At 74.7% G+C, this 19,417-nt stretch carries 14 protein-coding genes, 1 tRNA gene, 1 other RNA gene and 1 pseudogene; 11 read left to right on the forward strand and 6 right to left on the reverse strand.

What is annotated here, in order from left to right:
• Positions 1–27: 27 nt before the first annotated feature.
• On the forward strand, positions 28–1,656 hold the full coding sequence (locus ABD335_RS05275; RefSeq protein WP_344320897.1) for a cation:proton antiporter: 1,629 nt from the start codon (positions 28–30) through the stop codon (positions 1,654–1,656).
• A gap of 9 nt (positions 1,657–1,665) precedes the next feature.
• Here the strand turns inward: ABD335_RS05275 and ABD335_RS05280 are convergent, their stop codons facing one another.
• From ABD335_RS05280 to ABD335_RS05290, 3 genes are all read right to left on the reverse strand, one after another.
• Positions 1,666–2,103 (reverse strand): DUF7144 family membrane protein, encoded by a 438-nt coding sequence (locus tag ABD335_RS05280; RefSeq protein ID WP_344320898.1) that lies wholly within the window; start codon positions 2,101–2,103, stop codon positions 1,666–1,668.
• Between the two features lie 139 nt (positions 2,104–2,242).
• A complete protein-coding gene (locus ABD335_RS05285; RefSeq protein ID WP_344320899.1) occupies positions 2,243–4,201 on the reverse strand; it encodes an RICIN domain-containing protein in 1,959 nt (652 codons plus the stop codon).
• A 106-nt stretch (positions 4,202–4,307) separates the two neighbouring features.
• Positions 4,308–6,920: a beta-glucosidase family protein gene (locus ABD335_RS05290; RefSeq protein ID WP_344320900.1), complete on the reverse strand. Its 2,613-nt coding sequence runs from the start codon at positions 6,918–6,920 to the stop codon at positions 4,308–4,310.
• A gap of 248 nt (positions 6,921–7,168) precedes the next feature.
• Here ABD335_RS05290 and ABD335_RS05295 point away from each other — a divergent pair, with 248 nt between their 5' ends.
• Positions 7,169–7,762, forward strand: a complete 594-nt coding sequence (locus tag ABD335_RS05295) for a TetR family transcriptional regulator C-terminal domain-containing protein (protein WP_425583554.1) — start codon at positions 7,169–7,171, stop codon at positions 7,760–7,762.
• A gap of 1,464 nt (positions 7,763–9,226) precedes the next feature.
• Here the strand turns inward: ABD335_RS05295 and ABD335_RS31010 are convergent.
• Both ABD335_RS31010 and ABD335_RS31015 read right to left on the reverse strand, forming a co-directional pair.
• A pseudogene (locus ABD335_RS31010) lies at positions 9,227–10,663 on the reverse strand (ATP-binding protein); the annotation flags it as partial.
• A 36-nt stretch (positions 10,664–10,699) separates the two neighbouring features.
• Complete coding sequence (locus ABD335_RS31015) at positions 10,700–11,026, reverse strand: AfsR/SARP family transcriptional regulator (RefSeq protein WP_344320901.1); 327 nt, start codon at positions 11,024–11,026, stop codon at positions 10,700–10,702.
• Positions 11,027–11,135: 109 nt separating this feature from the next.
• Between ABD335_RS31015 and ABD335_RS05310 the strand changes: the two genes are divergently transcribed.
• The 3 genes from ABD335_RS05310 to ABD335_RS05320 all read left to right on the forward strand — a co-directional run bounded on the left by ABD335_RS05310 (position 11,136) and on the right by ABD335_RS05320 (position 13,168).
• Positions 11,136–11,267: a hypothetical protein gene (locus ABD335_RS05310; RefSeq protein ID WP_344320902.1), complete on the forward strand. Its 132-nt coding sequence runs from the start codon at positions 11,136–11,138 to the stop codon at positions 11,265–11,267.
• Positions 11,264–11,851: an NAD(P)H oxidoreductase gene (locus ABD335_RS05315; RefSeq protein ID WP_344320903.1), complete on the forward strand. Its 588-nt coding sequence runs from the start codon at positions 11,264–11,266 to the stop codon at positions 11,849–11,851. Before ABD335_RS05310 ends, ABD335_RS05315 begins: the two co-directional genes overlap by 4 nt.
• A gap of 366 nt (positions 11,852–12,217) precedes the next feature.
• Complete coding sequence (locus ABD335_RS05320; RefSeq protein ID WP_344320904.1) at positions 12,218–13,168, forward strand: SMP-30/gluconolactonase/LRE family protein; 951 nt, start codon at positions 12,218–12,220, stop codon at positions 13,166–13,168.
• A 163-nt stretch (positions 13,169–13,331) separates the two neighbouring features.
• On the opposite strand, the gene ABD335_RS05325 is transcribed toward ABD335_RS05320, so the two are convergent.
• Positions 13,332–13,416, reverse strand: a tRNA-Ser gene (locus ABD335_RS05325).
• A 94-nt stretch (positions 13,417–13,510) separates the two neighbouring features.
• Between ABD335_RS05325 and ffs the strand changes: the two genes are divergently transcribed.
• The 6 genes from ffs to ABD335_RS05355 all read left to right on the forward strand — a co-directional run bounded on the left by ffs (position 13,511) and on the right by ABD335_RS05355 (position 19,374).
• Positions 13,511–13,607: signal recognition particle sRNA small type (gene ffs, locus ABD335_RS05330), an RNA gene on the forward strand.
• 43 nt (positions 13,608–13,650) lie between these two features.
• Positions 13,651–15,828, forward strand: a complete 2,178-nt coding sequence (locus ABD335_RS05335; protein ID WP_344320905.1) for a DNA polymerase III subunit gamma and tau — start codon at positions 13,651–13,653, stop codon at positions 15,826–15,828.
• Positions 15,829–15,996: 168 nt separating this feature from the next.
• Positions 15,997–16,332 (forward strand): YbaB/EbfC family nucleoid-associated protein, encoded by a 336-nt coding sequence (locus tag ABD335_RS05340; RefSeq protein WP_344320906.1) that lies wholly within the window; start codon positions 15,997–15,999, stop codon positions 16,330–16,332.
• Positions 16,333–16,455: 123 nt separating this feature from the next.
• The gene (gene recR, locus ABD335_RS05345; protein WP_344320907.1) at positions 16,456–17,055 is read left to right on the forward strand and encodes a recombination mediator RecR; all 600 of its coding nucleotides are present in this window, start codon (positions 16,456–16,458) and stop codon (positions 17,053–17,055) included.
• The gene (locus ABD335_RS05350; RefSeq protein ID WP_344320908.1) at positions 17,048–17,719 is read left to right on the forward strand and encodes a DUF5063 domain-containing protein; all 672 of its coding nucleotides are present in this window, start codon (positions 17,048–17,050) and stop codon (positions 17,717–17,719) included. Before recR ends, ABD335_RS05350 begins: the two co-directional genes overlap by 8 nt.
• Before the next feature lie 281 nt (positions 17,720–18,000).
• Entirely contained in the window at positions 18,001–19,374 is a 1,374-nt protein-coding gene (locus ABD335_RS05355) for an FG-GAP-like repeat-containing protein (RefSeq protein WP_344320909.1), read from the forward strand.
• Positions 19,375–19,417: the final 43 nt, after the last annotated feature.

A 19,417-nucleotide genomic window follows, 5' to 3' on the forward strand; every position in this document is an offset into this window, starting at 1 on the left:
CGTGATCGACGCGATCGAGCGGATGCCATGGAAGCGCACGACTTCTCCATCGTCGCCGCGGTCCTCGCCCTCACCGCCGCGATGGGGCTGTTGGCCGTCCGGCTGCGCCAACCGCTGATCGTCGCGTTCATCGGCGTCGGCATCCTGGTCGGTCCGACGGGCACCGGCTGGGTGGAGTCCCAGGGGACCGTCGACCTGCTCGCCCGGTTGGGCATCTCGGTGCTGCTGTTCCTGGTGGGGCTGCGCCTGGACCTCCACCTCGTCCGCACCACCGGGACCGTCGCGCTGGCCACCGGCCTCGGACAGGTCCTGTTCACCTCGGTGATCGGCTGTCTGATCGCCCTCGGGCTCGGCATGGACACCGTGCCGGCGCTCTACGTCGCGGTCGCGCTCACCTTCTCCTCCACGATCATCATCGTGAAGCTGCTGTCCGACCAGCGCGAACTGGATCAGCTCCACGGCCGCATCGCGGTGGGCTACCTCATCGTCCAGGACATCGTCGTGGTGCTGGTGATGATCGCGCTGACCGCGTTCGGGCAGCGGGCCGGCGCCAACATGGCCCTGGACATCGTGCTGGTCCTCGTCAAGGGGCTGGGACTGCTGGCGGGGATCGGCCTGTTGACGCGCTACGTCCTGCCGTCGCTGCTGCACCACGTCGCCCGGTCCCAGGAACTGCTGGTGCTCTTCGGCGTGGCCTACGCCGTGTCGGTCGCCGCGCTGAGCGAGTGGCTGGGCTTCAGCTCCGAGGTCGGGGCGTTCCTGGCCGGGGTCTCCCTGGCGTCCCTCCCCTACCGTGACGCCCTGGGCGCCCGCCTGGTCAGCCTGCGCGACTTCCTCCTGCTGTTCTTCTTCCTCGCCCTGGGCGCCCGGCTGGAGTTCTCCGACGCCGGCTCGCAGCTCGCCGAGGCGCTGGTCCTCTCCGCGTTCGTGCTGGTCGGCAAGCCGCTGATCGTCATCGTCGTCATGGCCGTGATGCGCTACCCGGTGCGGGTGGGGTTCCTCACCGGGCTCACGGCGGCCCAGATCTCGGAGTTCTCCCTCATCCTCGCCGCCCTCGGGTACAGCCTCGGCCACATCACCGCCGCCACCGTCAGCCTGATCACCGTGGTCGGGCTGTTCACCATCGGCGGCTCCACCTATCTCGTCCTCAACTCCCACCGGCTCTACCGGCTCCTGGAACGCGTCCTGGCCCGGTTCGACCGGTCCCGCCTGCGCCGGACGGACCCCACCGCCGCCGCCGGGGACGTCGACGTCATCCTCTACGGGCTGGGCCGCTTCGGCGGCCCCCTGGCCGACCGGCTCGGCGAGGCCGGGCACCGGGTGCTGGCGGTGGACTTCGACCCGCACCGCGTGCGGCGCAACGACCGGTACGGGGTGACCGCCGTCTACGGCAGCGCCGAGGACGTCCACTTCCTGGAGGCGCTGCCGCTGGCCCGGGCCCGCTGCGTGATCAGCACCATCTCCCTGCCGGAGACGAACCGGGCGCTGCTCCACGGCCTGCGGCACCACCAGTACCGGGGCGTGGTCGCGCTCACCGCCCACACCCGGCGCACCGCCACCCAACTGCGGGCCGAGGGGGCGGACCTCGTCATCGAGCCCTTCGGCTCCGCCGCGTCGGTCGTGACCGAGTCGCTGGAGGACCTGCTGCGCGGATGACGGCCGCGGTCACCGGCCGGCCGCGCCGGCGTCGGCGGGCATCCCGCGCTGGTGGGTGGCGAGCGCCCAGATGACGAGGGCGTCGAAGGCGATCAGCACGGTCGACCAGACGGGGTAGTACGGCAGTGCGAGGAAGTTCGCCACCAGCAGGACCGCCGCGATCGCCACACCGGCGATCCGCGCCCACAGCACGTTCGCGAGCAGGCCGGCGCCCACCGCGATGGCGACGATCCCCAGGACGAGGTGCGTCCAGCCCCAGCCGGTGGTGTTCCACTCGAAGGTGTAGTCCGGCGTGGTGAGGAAGACCTCGTCCTGGGCGATGCCCATGATGCCGCGGAGGACGTCGAGGACGCCCACGACGATCAGCATGACGCCGGCGAAGGTCACCAGCCCGGCGGCCACCTCCTGCCGTTTCCCCGAACGCTGCCGCTGAACCGTTTGTGTCATCGGAATGTCCCTCGTTTCGCGGGTGCGATTTCCCCGAGTTCCGAGTTCCGTCCCAGTACCCCCTGCCGCGTTCCCGTACCACCGGACCGGGCCCGGCCGCGGAAGCGGACGGGCCCGGTCGGTTGTTGGGCGGGCGCGATCAGAGGGAGTTCGCGACCAGGCGGAAGGACTGGGCCGCCGAGCCGTCGCACGTCCGCTGGGAGAGGCCGGCGCCGTCCGCGGTGGAGGCGCCCTCGACGGTCAGGCACCGGCCGCTGTGCCGGGCGACGAAGCGGTAGGTGCCGGTGCCGACCGGCTCCGCCCGCCAGTGCTGGTTGGCGCCGCCCGTGTCGCCCCACAGGTGGACCCGGACGCCGTCGGCGGTCGCGCCGGCGCCTCCGTCGACGTCCCACGCCTTTCCGTTGTGCCGGTTGACCACCTGGTGCCGGCCGTCGCCGACGGGCCGGAGACGCCAGTTCTGGTTGGCCTGGTCGGGGGCGCCGCACGCCCACTGCTGGAGCCGCGTGCCGTCCGCGGTGCCCCAGTCCGCCGCGTCCAGGCAGCGGCCGCTGCCCGTGTTGACCACCTGGTACCAGCGGGCGGGGTCGATGTCGCCGGAGGGCGGCGGGGTGGCGGTGCCGTCGTCCCAGACGAAGGTGGCCACGGCGCCGGCGGGCAGCTCGTGGGAGAGCGAGCGACCGCTCTCGGTGATCGAGAACCGCTGGGCGGAGGAGGCGGTGTTCACCACGTACGCGGCCCGCGAGCCGTCGGGGTTGCGGAAGACGACGTTCTGCACGCCGCCCGCTCCCTGGGTGGTCGAGTCGATGCGGACGGCCCCGGGCTCGACGAACTTCGTGACGTGGCCGAGGACGTAGTACTCGGCGCCCCGGGTCACGCGGTCGCCCGCGATCTCCACCACGCCGTTGCACCGGGTGCCGCAGTGGCCCTGGTGCGGGCCGCCGTTCTCGTCGAGGGCGAGGTTCCAGGTGATCACGGTCTCGCCGCCGTTGCGCAGGTTGCGGACGACGAGGTTCTCCGCGTGCCAGCGGAGGGTGTCGGCGAAGGTGGCGGCGGGGTCGGCGCTGTCCGTGCCGGAGCACTCGGTGAAGAAGACCCGCTCGCCGGCCTGGCGGATCCGCGCCTGGGACTCGGGCGCGCCGCCGTAGCAGTGGAAGGCCGCGCCGATGACCCGGTCGATGCCGCGGGTGGCGTCGAGGACCTCCAGCGGGTAGTCGGGACGGTCCCAGTTGTGGTCGTAGGCGAGCACGTTGGTGGGCAGGCCCGCGGCGGTCAGGGCACGGTCCAGGACCTTCAGGAACTCCGCCTGCTCGGCCGCGGTCATGCTCGTGGACGGGTAGGTGGTGGCGAACAGGGGCTCGTTCTGCACCGTCAGGTCGGTGAGGGTGATGCCCTGCTGCCCGTACGCGCGGACGGCCTTGACCAGGTAGTCGGCGTAGTCCTGGTGGTGCTCGGGCTTCAGGCCGCCGCCGTTGAGGGAGCCGCCGGTCTTCATCCACGCGGGCGGCGACCAGGGGCTGCCCATGAAGCGGATGTCCGGGTTGATCGAGACGGCCTGCTTCAGGACGGGGATGATCTCCGGCAGGTCGCGGGCGATGGTGAACCGCCCGCGCGTGTCCTCGTAGGTGGAGTGGTCGGCGTCGGCGTCGAAGTCGGTGCTGCCGAGCGGCTGGCGCAGGTAGTTGAGGCCGATGCCGTCCTCTTCGGAGAACAGCGACCGCATCAGGGAGTCCCGCCGGTCCTGGGGGAGCCGCCGGATCAGGTGGGCGGACGCCTCGGTGACGGAGGCGCCGGCGCCGGTGAACCGCTGGGCGGTGCCGTTCGCGTCGACGCGGATGTCGATCGACTGCGGCCGGGAGGTGAAGGGGACCGTCCCGCCGTCCGCGAGTCTCCTGCCGCCGTCGGGGGTGGTGACCCACACGTGCGCGGTGGGGTCGGCCGCCCGGGCGGTGTCGGTGCCGGCGAGTCCCCATCCGCCGCCGGCGAGGAGCAGGGCGCCGAACGCCGCCAGGGCGGCCCGGCGGGCACGGCGTCGGGGGGTGCGTTCGGGGGTGCCTCTTCGGACGGCGGTGCGGAGGGTGCTTCGGATGGTGGGGGGCATCGTCGCGGCTCCTTCGGTGGGGGTGTGGGGGGTGTGGGGGTGTGCGGAGGCTTCGGCGGGGGTGCTCCGCGGGGGACGCGGGGAGGGGCGTCGGGCGGCCGTGCGGTCAGCCGTCCTCGGTCCCGGCGATCTCGACGTCGACGGAGAGCCGCAGGTCGCGGCTGGACCGTCCGACGCGCAGCCGGTACCGGCCGGGCGGGGTCCACCGGCGGCCCCGGTCCGGGTCCCGGACGCCGAAGACGCGCGCGGGCACGTCCACGTGGGCGCGGGCGCGGGCGCCGGCCGCGACGCGGACGGTGGTGAACCCGGCGAGCGTGCGCGGGGGGCGCTCGGGACCGTCCGGGGGCGCCTCCAGATAGACCTGGACGGTCTCCCGCCCCTCGCGGGGACCGGTGTTGGCCAACTCCACCGTCACCCGGAACCCGTCGGACCCGTCCGGGCCCGCGGGGGCGGCGTCGGCGGACTCGTAGGCCCAGGTCGTCCAGCCCAGGCCGTGGCCGAAGGGGAAGGCGGGCGTCAGTCCGTCCCGGTCCCAGGCGCGGTGCCCGATGTGGACGCCCTCGGAGTAGGCCACGGTCCCGTCGACGAGCACGGCGTTCGGCACCGGCACGTCCTCGGCGCGGGCGGGCAGGGTCCACGGAAGGCGCCCGGCCGGCTCCGCGCGCCCCAGCAGCAAGTCGGCCAGCGCGTGCCCGGCCTCCTGGCCCGGCAGCCAGGCCCACAGCAGCGCGGGCACCTCCTGCGCCCAGGGCAGCAGGACGGGCGCGCCGGCGTTGACCACCACGACGGTCCGGGGGTTGGCGGCGACCACCCGGCGCACCAACTCGTCCTGCGGGGCGGGCAGTTCCAGGCCGGTGCGGTCCCAGCCCTCCGACTCGACCTCCTCGTTGGTGCCCACCACCACGACGGCGACGTCGGCCCGCCGGGCCGCGTCGACCGCCTCGGCGATCTCCTCCTCCGGCGAGGGCCCCGGCGGTCGCAGGCGCAGATGGGCGGTGACGAAGCGGCCGTATCCGTCGGCGTCCACGACGGTCAGGTCGACGGTCACCTCGACGCGGCGCGGCCCGGAGCCGTCGACCGGGAGGTCGACGCCGTGGGTGCGGGGGTGGTGGTGGCTGGAGTCCAGGATCAGGTCGACGCCGCGGTCGTCGTCCCCGTGGAAGACCGTCTCGCCGTCCACCGTCACCCGGAACCGGCCCACGCAGCCGAACTCCAGGTGGTGGGTGCCGGGTTCGTCCAGGGTGAGGACGGTGCGCAGCACCACCCGGTGGGTGTCCGCGGGGAAGTCGCCGTAGCCGCCCCAGTCGCCCGTGGCGCGGACGTCGGTGTCGAGCGTCCGTCCGGCGGCGTCCAGGTGGTCGGCGCGGACGCCCGGCCCGCCGCCGTCGGGGTCGGTGAGCAGGGCGGCGGGGACGAAGGGCGGACGGCGGCGGGAGTCGCCGCCGCGGTGCACGGTGAGCCGTACGCGCTCGGGCAGCGCCGCGCGCAGCCCCTCGACGAAGGAGACGGTGCGGACGGCCGGGACGTAGGCGCTGCCGCCGCCCTGGAGGTAGGGGTCCACCGCGTTCGGACCGATCAGGGCGACGCCGGCGTCGCCGTCGAGGCCGTCCGGGGCGATCGGCAGCAGCCCGGCCTCGTCGCGGAGCAGGACGGTGCCGCGCGCGGCGATCTCCCGCAGCACGGCGAACTCCTCCTCGGACGGGGCCTCGGAGGGCGCGGGTCCGCGGGTCGGGAGCGGCGGCGGGGGCGTGCCGGGCTCCCACGGATCGCCGAGCCGGCCGGTGTTCCGGGCCAGCCGCAGCAGCCGCAGCACCTTGTCGTCCACGAGCTCCTCGGGCACCTCGCCCGCGCGCACCGCCGCCGTGAGCGCCGCGCCCCAGGGGCCGTCGGGGCCCGGCATCACCAGATCGAGGCCGCCGAGGGCGGACGCGGCGGTGGAGCGGGTGGCGGCCCAGTCGCTGACCACCGGTCCGGTGAAGCCCCACTCCTCCTTGAGCACCCCGCGCACCAGCCGCCGGTGCTCGGTCATCGGGGCCGACTCGACGCCGTCGTCCACGCCCGAGTAGGCCGCCATGACGCTCCACGGACCGGCCTCGGCGAGGACCTGCTCGAACGGGGCCAGACAGACCTCGCGCAGGGTGCGCTCGTCCATCCGGGACCGGTAGCGGGTGCGGTCGGTCTCCGAGTCGTTGGCCACGAAGTGCTTGGGGCACGCCGCCACCCCGCGGCCCTGGAGACCGCGGACGACGGCGGCGGCCAGGACCCCGGTGAGCAGGGGGTCCTCGGAGAAGTACTCGAAGTGCCGCCCGGCCACGGGGGTGCGCTGGAGGTTCACCGGCGGGGCCAGCACCACGTCGACGCCCTTGCGGCGGGCCTCGACGGCGAAGAGGCGGCCCAGCCGCTCGGCCGTCTCCGGGTCCCAGGTCGCGGCCACGGCGCTGGGGGCGGGGGCGAGCAGTCCGCGGGCGTCGGGGTCCTCGCCGGTGCCGCGCACGCCCTGCGGGCCGTCGGACATCACCACCGGGCGCAGTCCGAGCCGGGGTTCGTCGGGCAGGGCCCACAGGGTCGCCCCGGTCAGCAGCCGGACCTTGGACTCCAGGTCCAGGCCCCGTATCCGCCGCCGGAGTCCGGCGTCGTCCGCGGGCCCGCCGGGGGCGGCGTCCGAGGCGGCGGGACGGCCTCGCCGCGGGCCGGCGGCGGGAGGGGAGAGGGGGGTCATGCGTGTCCTTCCGGGCCTCGAACACGACGTGGAGGGGGCGGATCACGAGCATGAAAGCACACTTACCGAGTACTTAGTAAGTTGTCGTCGGGAGATCCTTCCCCGGCCCGGAACGGACCGTGAACCGCCGGGCCGAGGCCCGTAGACTGCCGCCGGTGAGCACGGAGAAGGCGGGCGGGGCACGACGGCCCCGCGTCCCGAAGAGCCCGGAGGCCCGGCAGCGGAGCCGGGAGATCCTGCGCATCGCCATGGAGACGTTCGCCGCCCGCGGGTACAACAACGCGTCGCTGGCCGAGATCGCCGACCGCGCCGGACTCACCCAGGCCGGCGTGCTCCACTACTTCCGCTCCAAGGCGCTCCTGCTCGCCGGCGTCCTGGAACTGCGCGACCGGACCGACATCGAGCTACAGGGCCCCGAACGCCCCCGCGGCCTGGCCTTCCTGCGCCATCTGGTCGACACCGCGCGCCGCAACGCCGAGCGCGAGGGCATCGTGCGCATGTACGCCGTGCTGTCGGCGGAGAGCGTCACCGAGGACCACCCCGCCCAGGAGTACTTCCGCGACCGCTACGCCGGCCTGCGCTCCCTCGTGGTCGAGGCGCTCACCGAGGCGTGCGAGCGGGGCGAGGTCCGCGAGGACCTGGACGTGCGCGACGCGGCCAACGCCGTCATCGCCGTCATGGACGGCCTCCAGGTCCAGTGGCTGCTCTCCCCGGACTCCGTGGACATGGCCGCCTCCACCGAGCGCGTCATCTCGGCCCTGCTCGCCGACTTCGGGGCCGGACCGCTTCCCGGGCCGCTTCCCGGACCGCCGGACGAGGCGCCCGCGTCCGACACGGAGTGACCGCCGTCCGGCCGCGTGGCGCCCGCGCCGCCGGTCACGAGTCCGGGCACGGCCCGCCGGCGTCGAAGAGGCCCGGCCGGTCGCCGGCCGGGAGCGTGCGGCCCCGGGCGAAGGCGGCCGCGAAGCCGTCCTCGCCCAGGGCGTCGCGTGCCCGGGCGGTCGCGCGGTCGACGTCGAAGCGCTCGGCCGGGGGGAGGGGTGCGTGGACGGACTCCCGGAGGGCGGCGGCCGTGCCCAGCAGGGACGCGGCCTCCCGGTGGCGGCCGACCGCGCCCCGGCCAGGCCCTCGACGGCGAGCGCCAGAGCGCGGGGGTCACCGGTCCGGCGGGCCGCCGCGTACCCGTCCAGGTGGAGGGCCTCGGCGAGTTCCGCGTCACCGCGCTGCTCGGCGACGTAGCCGAGTTGCGCGAGGATCAGCGCGGTGCCGGAGTCCACGCAGAAACGGCGGTTCCACTCCAGCCAGGGACGCAGCGACTCCTCGGCGGTGTCCAGGTCGCCGCGGCGGCGGGCGCCGAGGGCGAGGCCGGTCTGGGCGAACTGCTCCGCGGGACGGTGCGACTGCTCGGCGGCCAGGCGCCCGGCACGCTCGTGGAGCTCCGTGGCCTTCGCGTCGTCTCCGGTCAACAGCGCGATGCGGCCCAGCCTGGACAGCCCGAAGGAGACGTGCGTCCACAGCCGCAGCTCCTCCGCGTCGCGCAGGCCGTCCCGGTGCAGGCGTGCCGCGGTCTCGTAGTCCCCGGTGATCTCGGCGAGCACGCCCAACTGCTCCGAGGCCTGCAACCGGCCCCAGCGGTCGCCGAGTTCGTCGAAGAGGACGGCGCTCCGCTCGGCGTTCCGCCGCAGCGCCACGAGGTCGCCCTGGTAGACGGCCCGGGTGGCCCGGACGCCGAGCGCGGCCGCCTCGCCCCAGCGGTCGCCGAGGGCCCGGAACTCGGCGGACAGCCCGTCGAGACCGTCGTCCCCCGACTCGTCGCCGAAGCCGCAGCGCGCGTGGGCGAGGAACCACCTGCCCCACGCGTCGACGCCGTCGAGCCCCTCCTCGAGCCGTGCGTCGTCCCCGGCGAGCAGGGCGAACGCGGCCCTTCTGGCGAGGGCCGGGGCGCGACCGGTGGTCCGGTCGTCCGTGTGCGCGAGCGCGCCGTCGAGCGCTCTGACCGCCTCGCCCACGCGTCCGCGCAGATACCAGTACCAGCTCAGGGCGTTGACCAGGCGCAGGGCGAGATCGACGGCGCCGTCCGCCACCGCGTGGTCCAGCGCCGCGCGCAGGTTGGGCACGTCGGTGTCGAGGACGCGCAACCAGTGCCGTTGGTCGCGGCCGTGCAGCCGGGGCGCCGCGCGCTCGGCGAGCTCGACGTAGTGGAGGGCGTGTCCGCGCCGGGCGGCCTCGGTCTCGCCCGCCTCGTCGAGTCGCTCCAGCCCGTAGGCGGCGACCGATTCGAGCATTCGGTAGCGGGTGCCCTCCGAGCCGGTGCCCGTCTCGTACGCCGGGATGATCAGGGAGCGGTCGACGAGCCGGGTGACGAGGTCGAGCACGTCGTCGGCCGGTACCGCCGCGTCTCCGCCCGGAGCGCCGACCGCGGCGCACACGGACTCCGCGGCCTCCAGGGTGAATCCTCCGGCGAACACGGCCAGCCGGCGCAGGACGGCCCGCTCCGGCGGGGACAGCGGCTCCCAACTCCAGTCGATCATCGCGCGCAGGGTGCGCTGCCGTGCGGGGGCGTCCCGGCGCGCCCCGCCGAGCAGCCGGAAGCGGTCGTGCAGACGGTCGGCGAGGGCGCGGACGCCCAGGGCCCGCACCCGGGTGGCGGCCAGTTCGAGGGCGAGGGGGATGCCGTCGAGGCGGCGGCAGACGAGGTCGACGGCGTCGGTGTCCTCGGGGACGAGGGCGAAGCCGGGCGCGGCGGCCGCGGCGCGGGCCGCGAAGAGGTCCCTGGCCTCGGCACCGGTCAGCGGCGGGACGGCGTCGACGACCTCGCCGGAGATCGCCAGGGTTTCCCGGCTGGTGGCCAGGACGCGCACTCCGGGGGCCCGGCGCAGCAGGTGGCCGACGAGTGCGGCGACCGGTTCGACGAGGTGCTCGCAGTTGTCCAGGACGAGGAGGAGACGGCGCGTTCCGAGGGCCTCGGCGAGCCGGACCCCGGCCGTGCCGCCGGAACGGCCCCCCTGCACGGTGGCGTCGTCGCGCACGCCGACGGTCGCCGCCACGGTGTCCGCCACGGTGTCCGCCACGGCGTCCGCCGTCGTGCCGGTGACCCCCGCGAGTTCGACGAACCAGACGCCGTCGGCGCAGAGATCCCCTGCCGCGCCGCCCTCCCCGTTCGCGAGCCGCGCCGCCGCCTCCAGCGCGAGTCGTGTCTTGCCGACACCGCCCGGCCCGGTGAGTGTGACCAGTCGGCCCGCCGCGACCAGGGCGCACACCCGGGCGATCGCGTTCCGCCTGCCGATCAGCGAACTCACCGGCGCGGGCAGGTTCGTCCGCGGTCGCGCGCCGGTGGCGACCGCCGGGGCCGGGGCCGGGGCCAAGGCCGGGTCCTGGCGCAGGATCGCCTGGTGGAGTTCGGTGAGCCGGGCGCTCGGATCGACGCCCAATTCCTCGGCCAACCGTCTTCTGAGGTCGGTGTACGAGGCGAGCGCCTCGCCCTGCCGCCCGGCGCGGTACAGGGCCGGCAGATGGGCGGCCCGCAGCCGCTCGCGCAGCGGGTGTTCCGCGACCACGTCCCGTAACTCGTCCGCCGGCAGGTCGTGCTCGCCCAGTTCCAGGCGGAGCTCGGCCGACTCCTCCAGGGCGGTGAGCCGCTGCTCGTCGAGGCGGGCGATCGCGGCCCGCGCGAAGGGGGCGTCCCCGAAGTCGGCGAACGCCTCTCCCCGCCACAGCCCCAGCGCGTCCGACAGCAGGGACACCCGCGCGCGGGTCCGGCTCGTTCCGCGCGCGTGCCGTCAGGGCCGCGAACCGGCCGGAGTCCACCGCGTCGTCGGGCACGTGGAGCGTGTAGCCGGCCGGGCCGTACCGCACGAGGGACCGAGCCCCCGCTCGGCCGCGTCCAGGACGCGGCGCAACTGGGAGACCTTGGTCTGCAGGGTGTTGCCGGGGTTGCCCGGCAGGGCCTCCCTCCACAGGTCGTCGACCAGCCGGTCCACCGGCACCGGGCGCCCGTGGTGCACCAGCAGGTCGGCGAGCAGGGCGCGGACCTTCGCCTCGGAGACGGTGACGGGACGTCCGTCCTCCGTCCGCACCGTCACCGGGCCCAACACGTCGAAACGCATGCCCCACGCTAGTGCGCGCTCCGTGCGCGGACCGTCGGCCGCCCGTGCGCGGCCCGGCGCACCGTGAGGTCCGCAGGCACCCGCGCAACACCAGTGGAAGGAGCGGTCCATGACCGCGTCACACGAGATCCGGCTCGCCTCCCGCCCCGTCGGCGAGCCGCTGTCGGAGAACCTCGGACTCGGCGTGCCGGGCGGCGCCGACACCGGAAAGACGCCGGCCCGGCCGGAGGTGGAGCGGTGACCGCGACCGAGAACGCCGGGCACGCCCTGCTCGTCCTCGCCCACCCCCGCCCGGACTCCCTCACCGCGCAGGCCGCCGACCGCGCCCGGGCGCGGCTCGTGGCCGGCGGCTTCACGGTCGACGTGCTCGACCTGCACACCGAGGGTTTCGACCCCCGGATGACGCCGGAGGACGAACCGGACTGGGCGGACCCCGACAAGACGTACTCCGAGGAGGTCCGATCCCACATGCGGCGCGTCGACGCCGCCGACGCGATCGTGGTGGTCTTCCCCCTGTGGTGGTTCGGGCCGCCGGCCGTCCTCAAGGGGTGGATCGACCGGGTGTGGAACCACGGCTTCGCCTACGGCCGCGGCCGTCCCTGGCCGCGGAAGAAGCGGATGCTCTGGCTCGGCCTGGTCAGCTACACCCACGACCAATTCACCGAACTCGGCTGGGACGAGACGGTCGCCCGCGTCCTGCGCGAGGGGATCTCCGGGTTCTGCGGTATCGACGACGCGTCGGTCCACTTCGTGTACGACTCCCTGAACGCGGGCGAGGCGGTGCTCGACGCCACCGGCGAGGCCCTGGACGCCTTCGCCCGGTAGGGCGCCGGCGGAGTGCCGGTGGAATGCCGATGGAATGCCGGTGGAAGGGGCCGGGAGGCGGTGGACGTCTCCCGGCCCCTCCCACCGTTCACGGGCCCCGGCCCGAACACGTCCCCGGCCGCCGCGCCTCCCGGACGGCACGGGGCGGGGCGTCCCGCCGCGACCGGACGATTCACCCTGCCGTGTGCCCTCCGGCGGGAGGAGGGACGGGTGGGGCACGGGGAACTCGGGTGGGCGGACGGCCCGTTACGGGCACACGGAGCCCGCACCGAGCCGCAGACGGCGCCACCCGCTCACCGCGCGCCGAGTCCGTCGAGTCACCGCGTTCACAGACGTCCCACCCCCACTCCTCCGGAGGCCGGAACCATGAACCGGAACCACTCCCGACCGTCCCGACGCGCCGTCCTCGGCGGCGCCGCCCTCGCCGCGCTCGCGGCGACGACCGGCACCGGCGCGGCGCACGCCGCCTCCGCCGCCGCGTGGCCGACCGAGTTCCCGCTCCCCGACGGCTTCCTCCCCGAGGGCATCACCATCGGCGGCAGGCCGTACGCCTACATGGGCTCGCGCGCCAACGGCGCCGTCCACCGCACCGACCTGCGCACCGGCGAGGGCAGGATCGTCCACGAGGGCGCGGCCGGCACCGCGGCCATCGGGCTCAAGCTGGACCGGGACGGCCTCCTCTACGTCGCCGGAGGCGGCGGAGGCACCGCGAAGGTCGTCGACTCCCGTACCGGCAGGCTCGTCACCACGTACCGACTGACCGACCCCACCGGCCACTTCGTCAACGACGTCGTCCTGCTCGGCGACCACGCCTGGTTCACCGACTCGCGCGACAACGTCCTGCACGCCGTACCGCGCGGCCGCAGAGGAGAGGTCCGCAGCCTGCGGCTCGGCGGCGACTGGGTGCAGACACCCGACGTGAACAACGCCAACGGCATCGTCGACACCCCCGACGGCCGGGGGCTGATCGTCGTCAGCAGCCTGCCCGGCAGGCTCTACCGCGTGGACCCGCGGACGGGCCACGCCACCGAGATCGCGCTGCGCGGCACGGAGAACGTGGCCAACGGCGACGGGCTCCTCCGCGTCGGCCGCACGCTGTACGTCGTGCTGAACCGGCAGAACCTCGTCGGCGTGTTCGAGCTGGACGCCGAGGTCCGCTCCGCCACCCTGCGCCGCACGATCACCGACCCCCGCTTCGACGTCCCCACCACCGCCGCCCGCTGGGGCGACCGCCTCTACCTCGTCAACGCCCGCTTCACCACTCCCCAGACGCCCGACACGACGTTCACCGGCGTCGCCGTCCCCCTCCGACCCTGAGACGGACGGCCCGCCGCCGCCCGGCGACCCGCTGTGATCCGCCTCACCGCGCCCGCCGTGTCGCGGCGCCTCCACGGCCCGCACGGGCCCCCGGGCGGCGACCGCACGACGAAGGCCCCGACCTGATCGGTCGGGGCCTTCCGTTTGCCCTGGTGGGCGGGTGCGGAGGATACGAGATTCGAACTCGTGAGGGGTTGCCCCCAACACGCTTTCCAAGCGTGCGCCCTAGGCCTCTAGGCGAATCCTCCGCCGCAAACAATACAAGACGCGGGGGAGTGGAAGCGAACCCGTTCCCCGTGGCCTCCCACGGCGTCGGTCGCCTCCGACATCCGGTAGGCTGGGCGCAGCCCCTCACGTGGCGCCATCTCACTGAACCCCCCCAGGGCCGGAAGGCAGCAAGGGTAGGTGGGCTCTGGCGGGTGCGTGAGGGGCGCCTGGTTTCCCGGGCACGGTTGTCGGTGGGGGCCGATATCGTCGTAGACGTGTCGTCCCTCGCGCTGTACCGCCGCTACCGACCCGAGACCTTCGCGGAGGTCATCGGGCAGGAGCACGTCACCGACCCACTCCAGCAGGCGCTCCGCAACAACCGGGTCAACCACGCGTACCTGTTCAGCGGGCCGCGCGGCTGCGGCAAGACGACCAGCGCGCGCATCCTCGCCCGCTGCCTGAACTGCGAGAAGGGCCCGACGCCGGAGCCGTGCGGCGAGTGCCGATCCTGCCGGGACCTGGCCCGCAACGGGCCGGGCTCGATCGACGTCATCGAGATCGACGCCGCGTCGCACGGTGGTGTGGACGACGCCCGCGACCTGCGCGAGAAGGCGTTCTTCGGCCCCGCCTCCAGTCGCTACAAGATCTACATCATCGACGAGGCGCACATGGTCACCTCGGCGGGCTTCAACGCCCTGCTGAAGGTGGTCGAGGAGCCGCCGGAGCACCTGAAGTTCATCTTCGCGACCACCGAGCCGGAGAAGGTCATCGGCACGATCCGGTCGCGCACCCACCACTACCCGTTCCGCCTGGTGCCGCCGGGCACCCTGCGCGACTACCTGGCCGAGGTGTGCGAGCGCGAGGCGATCCCCGTGGAGGACGGGGTGCTGCCGCTGGTCGTCCGCGCCGGCGCCGGGTCCGTGCGTGACTCGATGTCCGTGATGGACCAGCTCCTGGCGGGCGCGGGCGCGGACGGTGTGACGTACGCCATGGCCACGGCGCTGCTGGGCTACACCGACGCCGCGCTGCTCGACGACGTGGTGGACGCCTTCGCGGCGGGCGACGGGGCGGCGGCCTTCGAGGTGGTCGACCGGGTGATCGAGGGCGGGCACGACCCGCGGCGGTTCGTCGCCGACCTGCTGGAGAGGCTGCGGGATCTGGTGATCCTGGCGGCCGTGCCGGACGCGGCGGAGAAGGGCCTGATCGACGCCCCCGCCGACGTGGTGGAGAAGATGGCGGCCCAGGCGTCGGTCTTCGGTCCGGCCGAGCTGAGCCGGGCGGCGGACATCGTCAACGAGGGCCTGACGGCCATGCGCGGCGCGACCTCGCCGCGGCTGCAACTGGAACTGATCTGCGCCCGGGTGCTGCTGCCCGCGGCGTACGGCGACGAGCGCTCGCTCCAGGCCCGGCTGGACCGGCTGGAGCGGGGCGTCAGCCTGGCGGGCGGGCTCGGCGCCGCTCCGGTGGGCGCCGCTCCGGCGGCTCCCGCGCCCGCGGCCGCTCCTCCCGCGGCCCCGGCCCCGGCGGGGCCCGTCCCCGCTCCCGCGCCCGCGGCTCCCGCTCCCGCGCCCGCGGCTCCTCCCGCGGCTCCGGAGCAGCCGGCACAGCAGTCCGACCCCGGTCGGCGCCCCGGCGCCTGGCCCGCGCCCGCCTCCGGTGGTGCGGGTGCGGGCGCGTCGGGTGCCCCCGCGTCCCGTCCCGGCGCGTGGCCCGGCCAGTCCGGGCAGCCCGGCGGCGGGGAGGCCGGCGGCGGCCGGCGTCCCGGTGCCTGGCCCACGGCCGCGCCCGCCGGGGGCGGCCGGCAGCCCGAGGCCCCGGCGTCCGCCCCGGTGGGTTCCGCCCCGGCGCCCGCGCAGCCAGCGCCCCAGGGGGGCGGCGGGCAGGGGGCCGCGCAGGTGCGGCAGATGTGGCCGGACGTCCTGGAGGCCGTCAAGAGCCGTCGCCGGTTCACCTGGATCCTGCTGAGCCAGAACGCCCACGTCGCCGGGTTCGACGGCACCACGCTCCAGCTCGGCTTCTCCAATCCGGGCGCGCGCGACAGCTTCGTCAACGGCGGCAGCGAGGACGTGCTGCGGGCCGCGCTGGCCGACGCCTTCGGCGTCCAGTGGCGGATCGAGGCCGTCGTCGACCCCTCCGGCGGCGCGGCGCCCCCGGCCCCGCAGGCCATGGCCGCCGCCCGTCCGCCGTCCGCGCCCGCGCAGCAGGCGGCTCCCCCGCCGCCCGCCGCCCTCCAGGCGCAGCCGCCCGCGGCCCCGCGGCCGTCCCAGCCGGCGCAGGCCCCCCGGCAGGCGGCGCGGCCCGAGCAGGCGCCGCCGCCTCCGCCGCCCGTGGCGCCGGAGGACGACATGCCCGCCGAGGACGACCCGGATCTGGACGACGCGGCCCTGTCCGGTCACGACCTGATCGTGCGGGAGCTGGGCGCGACGGTGCTGGAGGAGCTCTACCACGAGTGATCGCCGCCGAAGCCGCCGTCACGGCCGGTCGGGAGCCGGCCGACGGAACGGGTCGACCGGCGGCACAGCACGGTCAAGACGCCCGGGGAGCGCGTAGGCTCAGGGGGTACGGAGTACGGAAGGCACGTACACGTACGCACACGTCGTCGACGAGCCAGGAGCGAAGCCGTGATTCCCGGTGGTGGCCAGCCCAACATGCAGCAGCTGCTTCAGCAGGCCCAGAAGATGCAGCAGGACCTCGCCGCGGCCCAGCAGGAGCTGGCCGAAGCGGTCGTCGAGGGCTCCGCGGGCGGTGGTCTGGTGAAGGCCACGGTGTCCGGGGCCGGAGAGCTCCAGGGGCTCGTCATCGACCCCAAGGCGGTGGACCCGGAGGACACCGAGACCCTCGCGGACCTGGTGCTCGCCGCCGTGCGCGACGCGAACGGGGCCGCGCAGCGGCTCCAGCAGCAGAAGCTCGGCCCCCTCGCTCAGGGGCTGGGCGGTATGCCCGGAATGCCCTTCTGACCTGCTCGGCTGCTCCGGAACCGGCGAGCATGTCGCCGGCGAAACCGGAAACGAGCGTACGGTCGGCGCGGGGGACCGCGGAGGGCGACAACAGCGAGAACGGTGAGAGTGGAGTAGGCGACCGTGTACGAAGGCGTGGTTCAGGACCTGATCGACGAGCTGGGCAGGCTGCCCGGCGTCGGTCCCAAGAGCGCGCAGCGGATCGCCTTCCACATCCTCCAGGCGGAACCGGCCGACGTCCGTCGGCTCGCCCACGCGCTGACCGAGGTGAAGGAGAAAGTCCGGTTCTGCGAGGTCTGCGGGAACGTCGCGGAGGCCGAGCGGTGCAGGGTCTGTCTCGACCCGCGCCGCGATCCGTCGGTCATCTGCGTCGTGGAGGAGCCCAAGGACGTCGTCGCGATCGAGCGGACGCGTGAGTTCCGCGGGCGCTACCACGTGCTCGGCGGGGCGATCAGCCCGATCGAGGGAGTGGGTCCGGACGATCTGCGGATAAGGGAACTGCTGGCCCGGCTCGCCGACGGCACCGTCACCGAGCTGATCCTGGCCACGGACCCCAACCTCGAAGGGGAGGCGACGGCCACGTACCTCGCGCGCATGGTGTCCTCCATGGACCTGCGCGTGACGCGCCTGGCCAGCGGCCTTCCCGTCGGAGGAGATCTGGAGTACGCCGACGAGGTCACGCTGGGACGTGCCTTCGAGGGGAGAAGACTGCTCGATGTCTGACGCCACGCTGGAAACGAGAAACCCGAATCAGGATCCGGACGACTTCGCGGTACAGATCGCGGACCAGATCGAGAGCTTCATCGTCGCGGTGAACGAGGTGGCGAAGGGGGACGAACCCGACAGCGCCGTCCCCTACCTCCTGCTCGAGGTCTCCCAGCTCCTCCTCGCGGGCGGACGCCTCGGCGCGCACGAGGACATCGTCCCGGAGGAGCGGTACGAGCCGGACACCGGGCCCGAGCCGGACGTCGACGACCTGCGCCTGCGGCTCGCGCGGCTGCTGGACCCGGTGGACGTCTACTCGGAGGTCTTCGACCCGTACGCGCGCAGCGCCCCCGTGGCCTGCCGCATCTCCGACGACCTGGCCGACGTGATCACGGACCTGCGGCACGGCATGGCCCACTACCGGGAGGGCCGGGTCAGCGAGGCGCTGTGGTGGTGGCAGTTCTCCTACCTGTCCAACTGGGGTCCCACGGCCTCGGCGGCCCTGCGCGCCCTCCAGTCGCTGGTGGCGCACGTCCGGCTGGACACCCCGCTGGACGAGCTGGACGGCCTGGACACCGACAGCGAAGCCGCGGCCGACGACTCCGAGCTGGAGCGGGAGGCGGGCGCGGTGATGGCGGCGGAGATCGCCGCCCCGCTGGGCCTCAAGCCGACCCTGGACTGAGCCCCGTCCCGTCGGACGGAGACCGGCCCCGCGGCCGGGCGCACACCGCCCGGCCCCGCGGCCGGGCGCACACCGCCCGGCCGCGGGGCCGGTCCGCGTCCGCGTCCGGCGGCGGGCACCGGAAGCGGTGTCGTTCCCCCTACAACCATTCGTGGTCGACGAGGGTCTTCCGTGCGCCACCGCTCCGTGCCCCGCGGGACGCCTCCCGGCCGACACGGGTGGTCCGCACCCCGTGATCCCCGGGCGCCGCCGCGCGTCCCCGTGCCGCAGGAGAGTCCCGCTTGCGCCCACACCTCCGCACCGCCCTGGCCACCGCCGTGGCCGGCACCGTCGCCGCCGCCCTCGCCGGCGGCCTGCCGACGGCGGTCGCCGCTCCGGCGAGCGCCGCCGCCGCCCGCCACGCCGACGACTTCAACGGCGACGGCCACCGCGACTACGCGCGGCAGGACGACAGCATGAACGGAAGGCCCGGCGGCGCCGTCCAGGTGACCTACGGCACCGCCACCGGACCGGGCACCAAGGTCCAGTACATCCACCAGGGCTCCGCCGGGGTGCCGGGCGCGGACGAGGACGGCGACAACTTCGGCGCGTCGCTCGCCCACGCCGACCTCGACTCCGACGGGTACGCGGACCTGGTCGTCGGCAGTCCGTGGGAGGACGTGAACGGCCGCGAGAACCAGGGCGGCGTCACCATCCTGTGGGGCTCGGCCTCCGGGCTGAGCGGCGGCACCGCCGTGCCCAACAAGGCCCCGGGCGAGTACCGCAACTTCGGCCGCGACGTGGCCACCGGCGACTTCACCGGCGACGGCAAGGCCGACCTCGCCGCCGTCGACGTCCTGGCCACGTCCGTCCACCGGGGCGGCTTCTCCAGGTCCGGCACCACCGGCTCCGTCACCCGCCACGTGCCCGCGGTCGGAACCGTCCTGGAGCCGGTCTCCCTCGTCGCGGGCAGGGTGACCAACGACAAGGCCACCGACCTCGTCGTCCTCGGCCAGGGGTACGCGAACGACAAGCAGACGTCCTCGGCCCTCTTCCTGCGCGGCGGCTCCACCATCACCCGCGGCAAGCTCCTGCACCACAACACCTCGCGCGCCAACTGGAGCGCCGAGGGCGTCATCGCCGACTTCGACGGGAACGGCTACGGCGACATCGCGATCGAGGACCCGTACCACAGCGGCGTCAAAGGTGCCGTGACCGTCTGGCGCGGCGGCTCCACCGGCCCCGGCACCACCTACCGGCTCACCCAGGACACCGCCGGCGTCAGCGGCGCGTCCGAGAACGGCGACGCCTTCGGGGTCGACGTCTCCGCCGGCGACGTCGACGGCGACGGCTATCCGGACCTGGCGATCGGTGCCAACGAGGAGGACGTCGACGGCCGCGTCGACGCCGGCATGGTGCACATCCTGCGCGGCGGCTCGTCCGGCCTGACCGGCGCCGGGTCCCAGGCGTTCACCCTCGCCACCAGCGGAGTGCCGGGCACGATGGGCGCCGACACCTACTTCGGCTGGTGGGTGCGCCTGCGCGACGCCGACCGGGACGGGAAGGCCGACCTCTTCACCTACAGCAGCCTGAACAACCTGCTGTTCAAGGGAACGGCGAGCGGCATCACCACCACCGGCGTGCAGGAGTCCCTGCGCGCCGACTTCGCCCAGTGAGCGCGGCGGATTCCCCGCCCCGCCCCACAGAGGACCCCACCGG

The organism is Streptomyces macrosporus, assembly GCF_039533145.1.
Taxonomy (GTDB): domain Bacteria; phylum Actinomycetota; class Actinomycetes; order Streptomycetales; family Streptomycetaceae; genus Streptomyces; species Streptomyces macrosporus.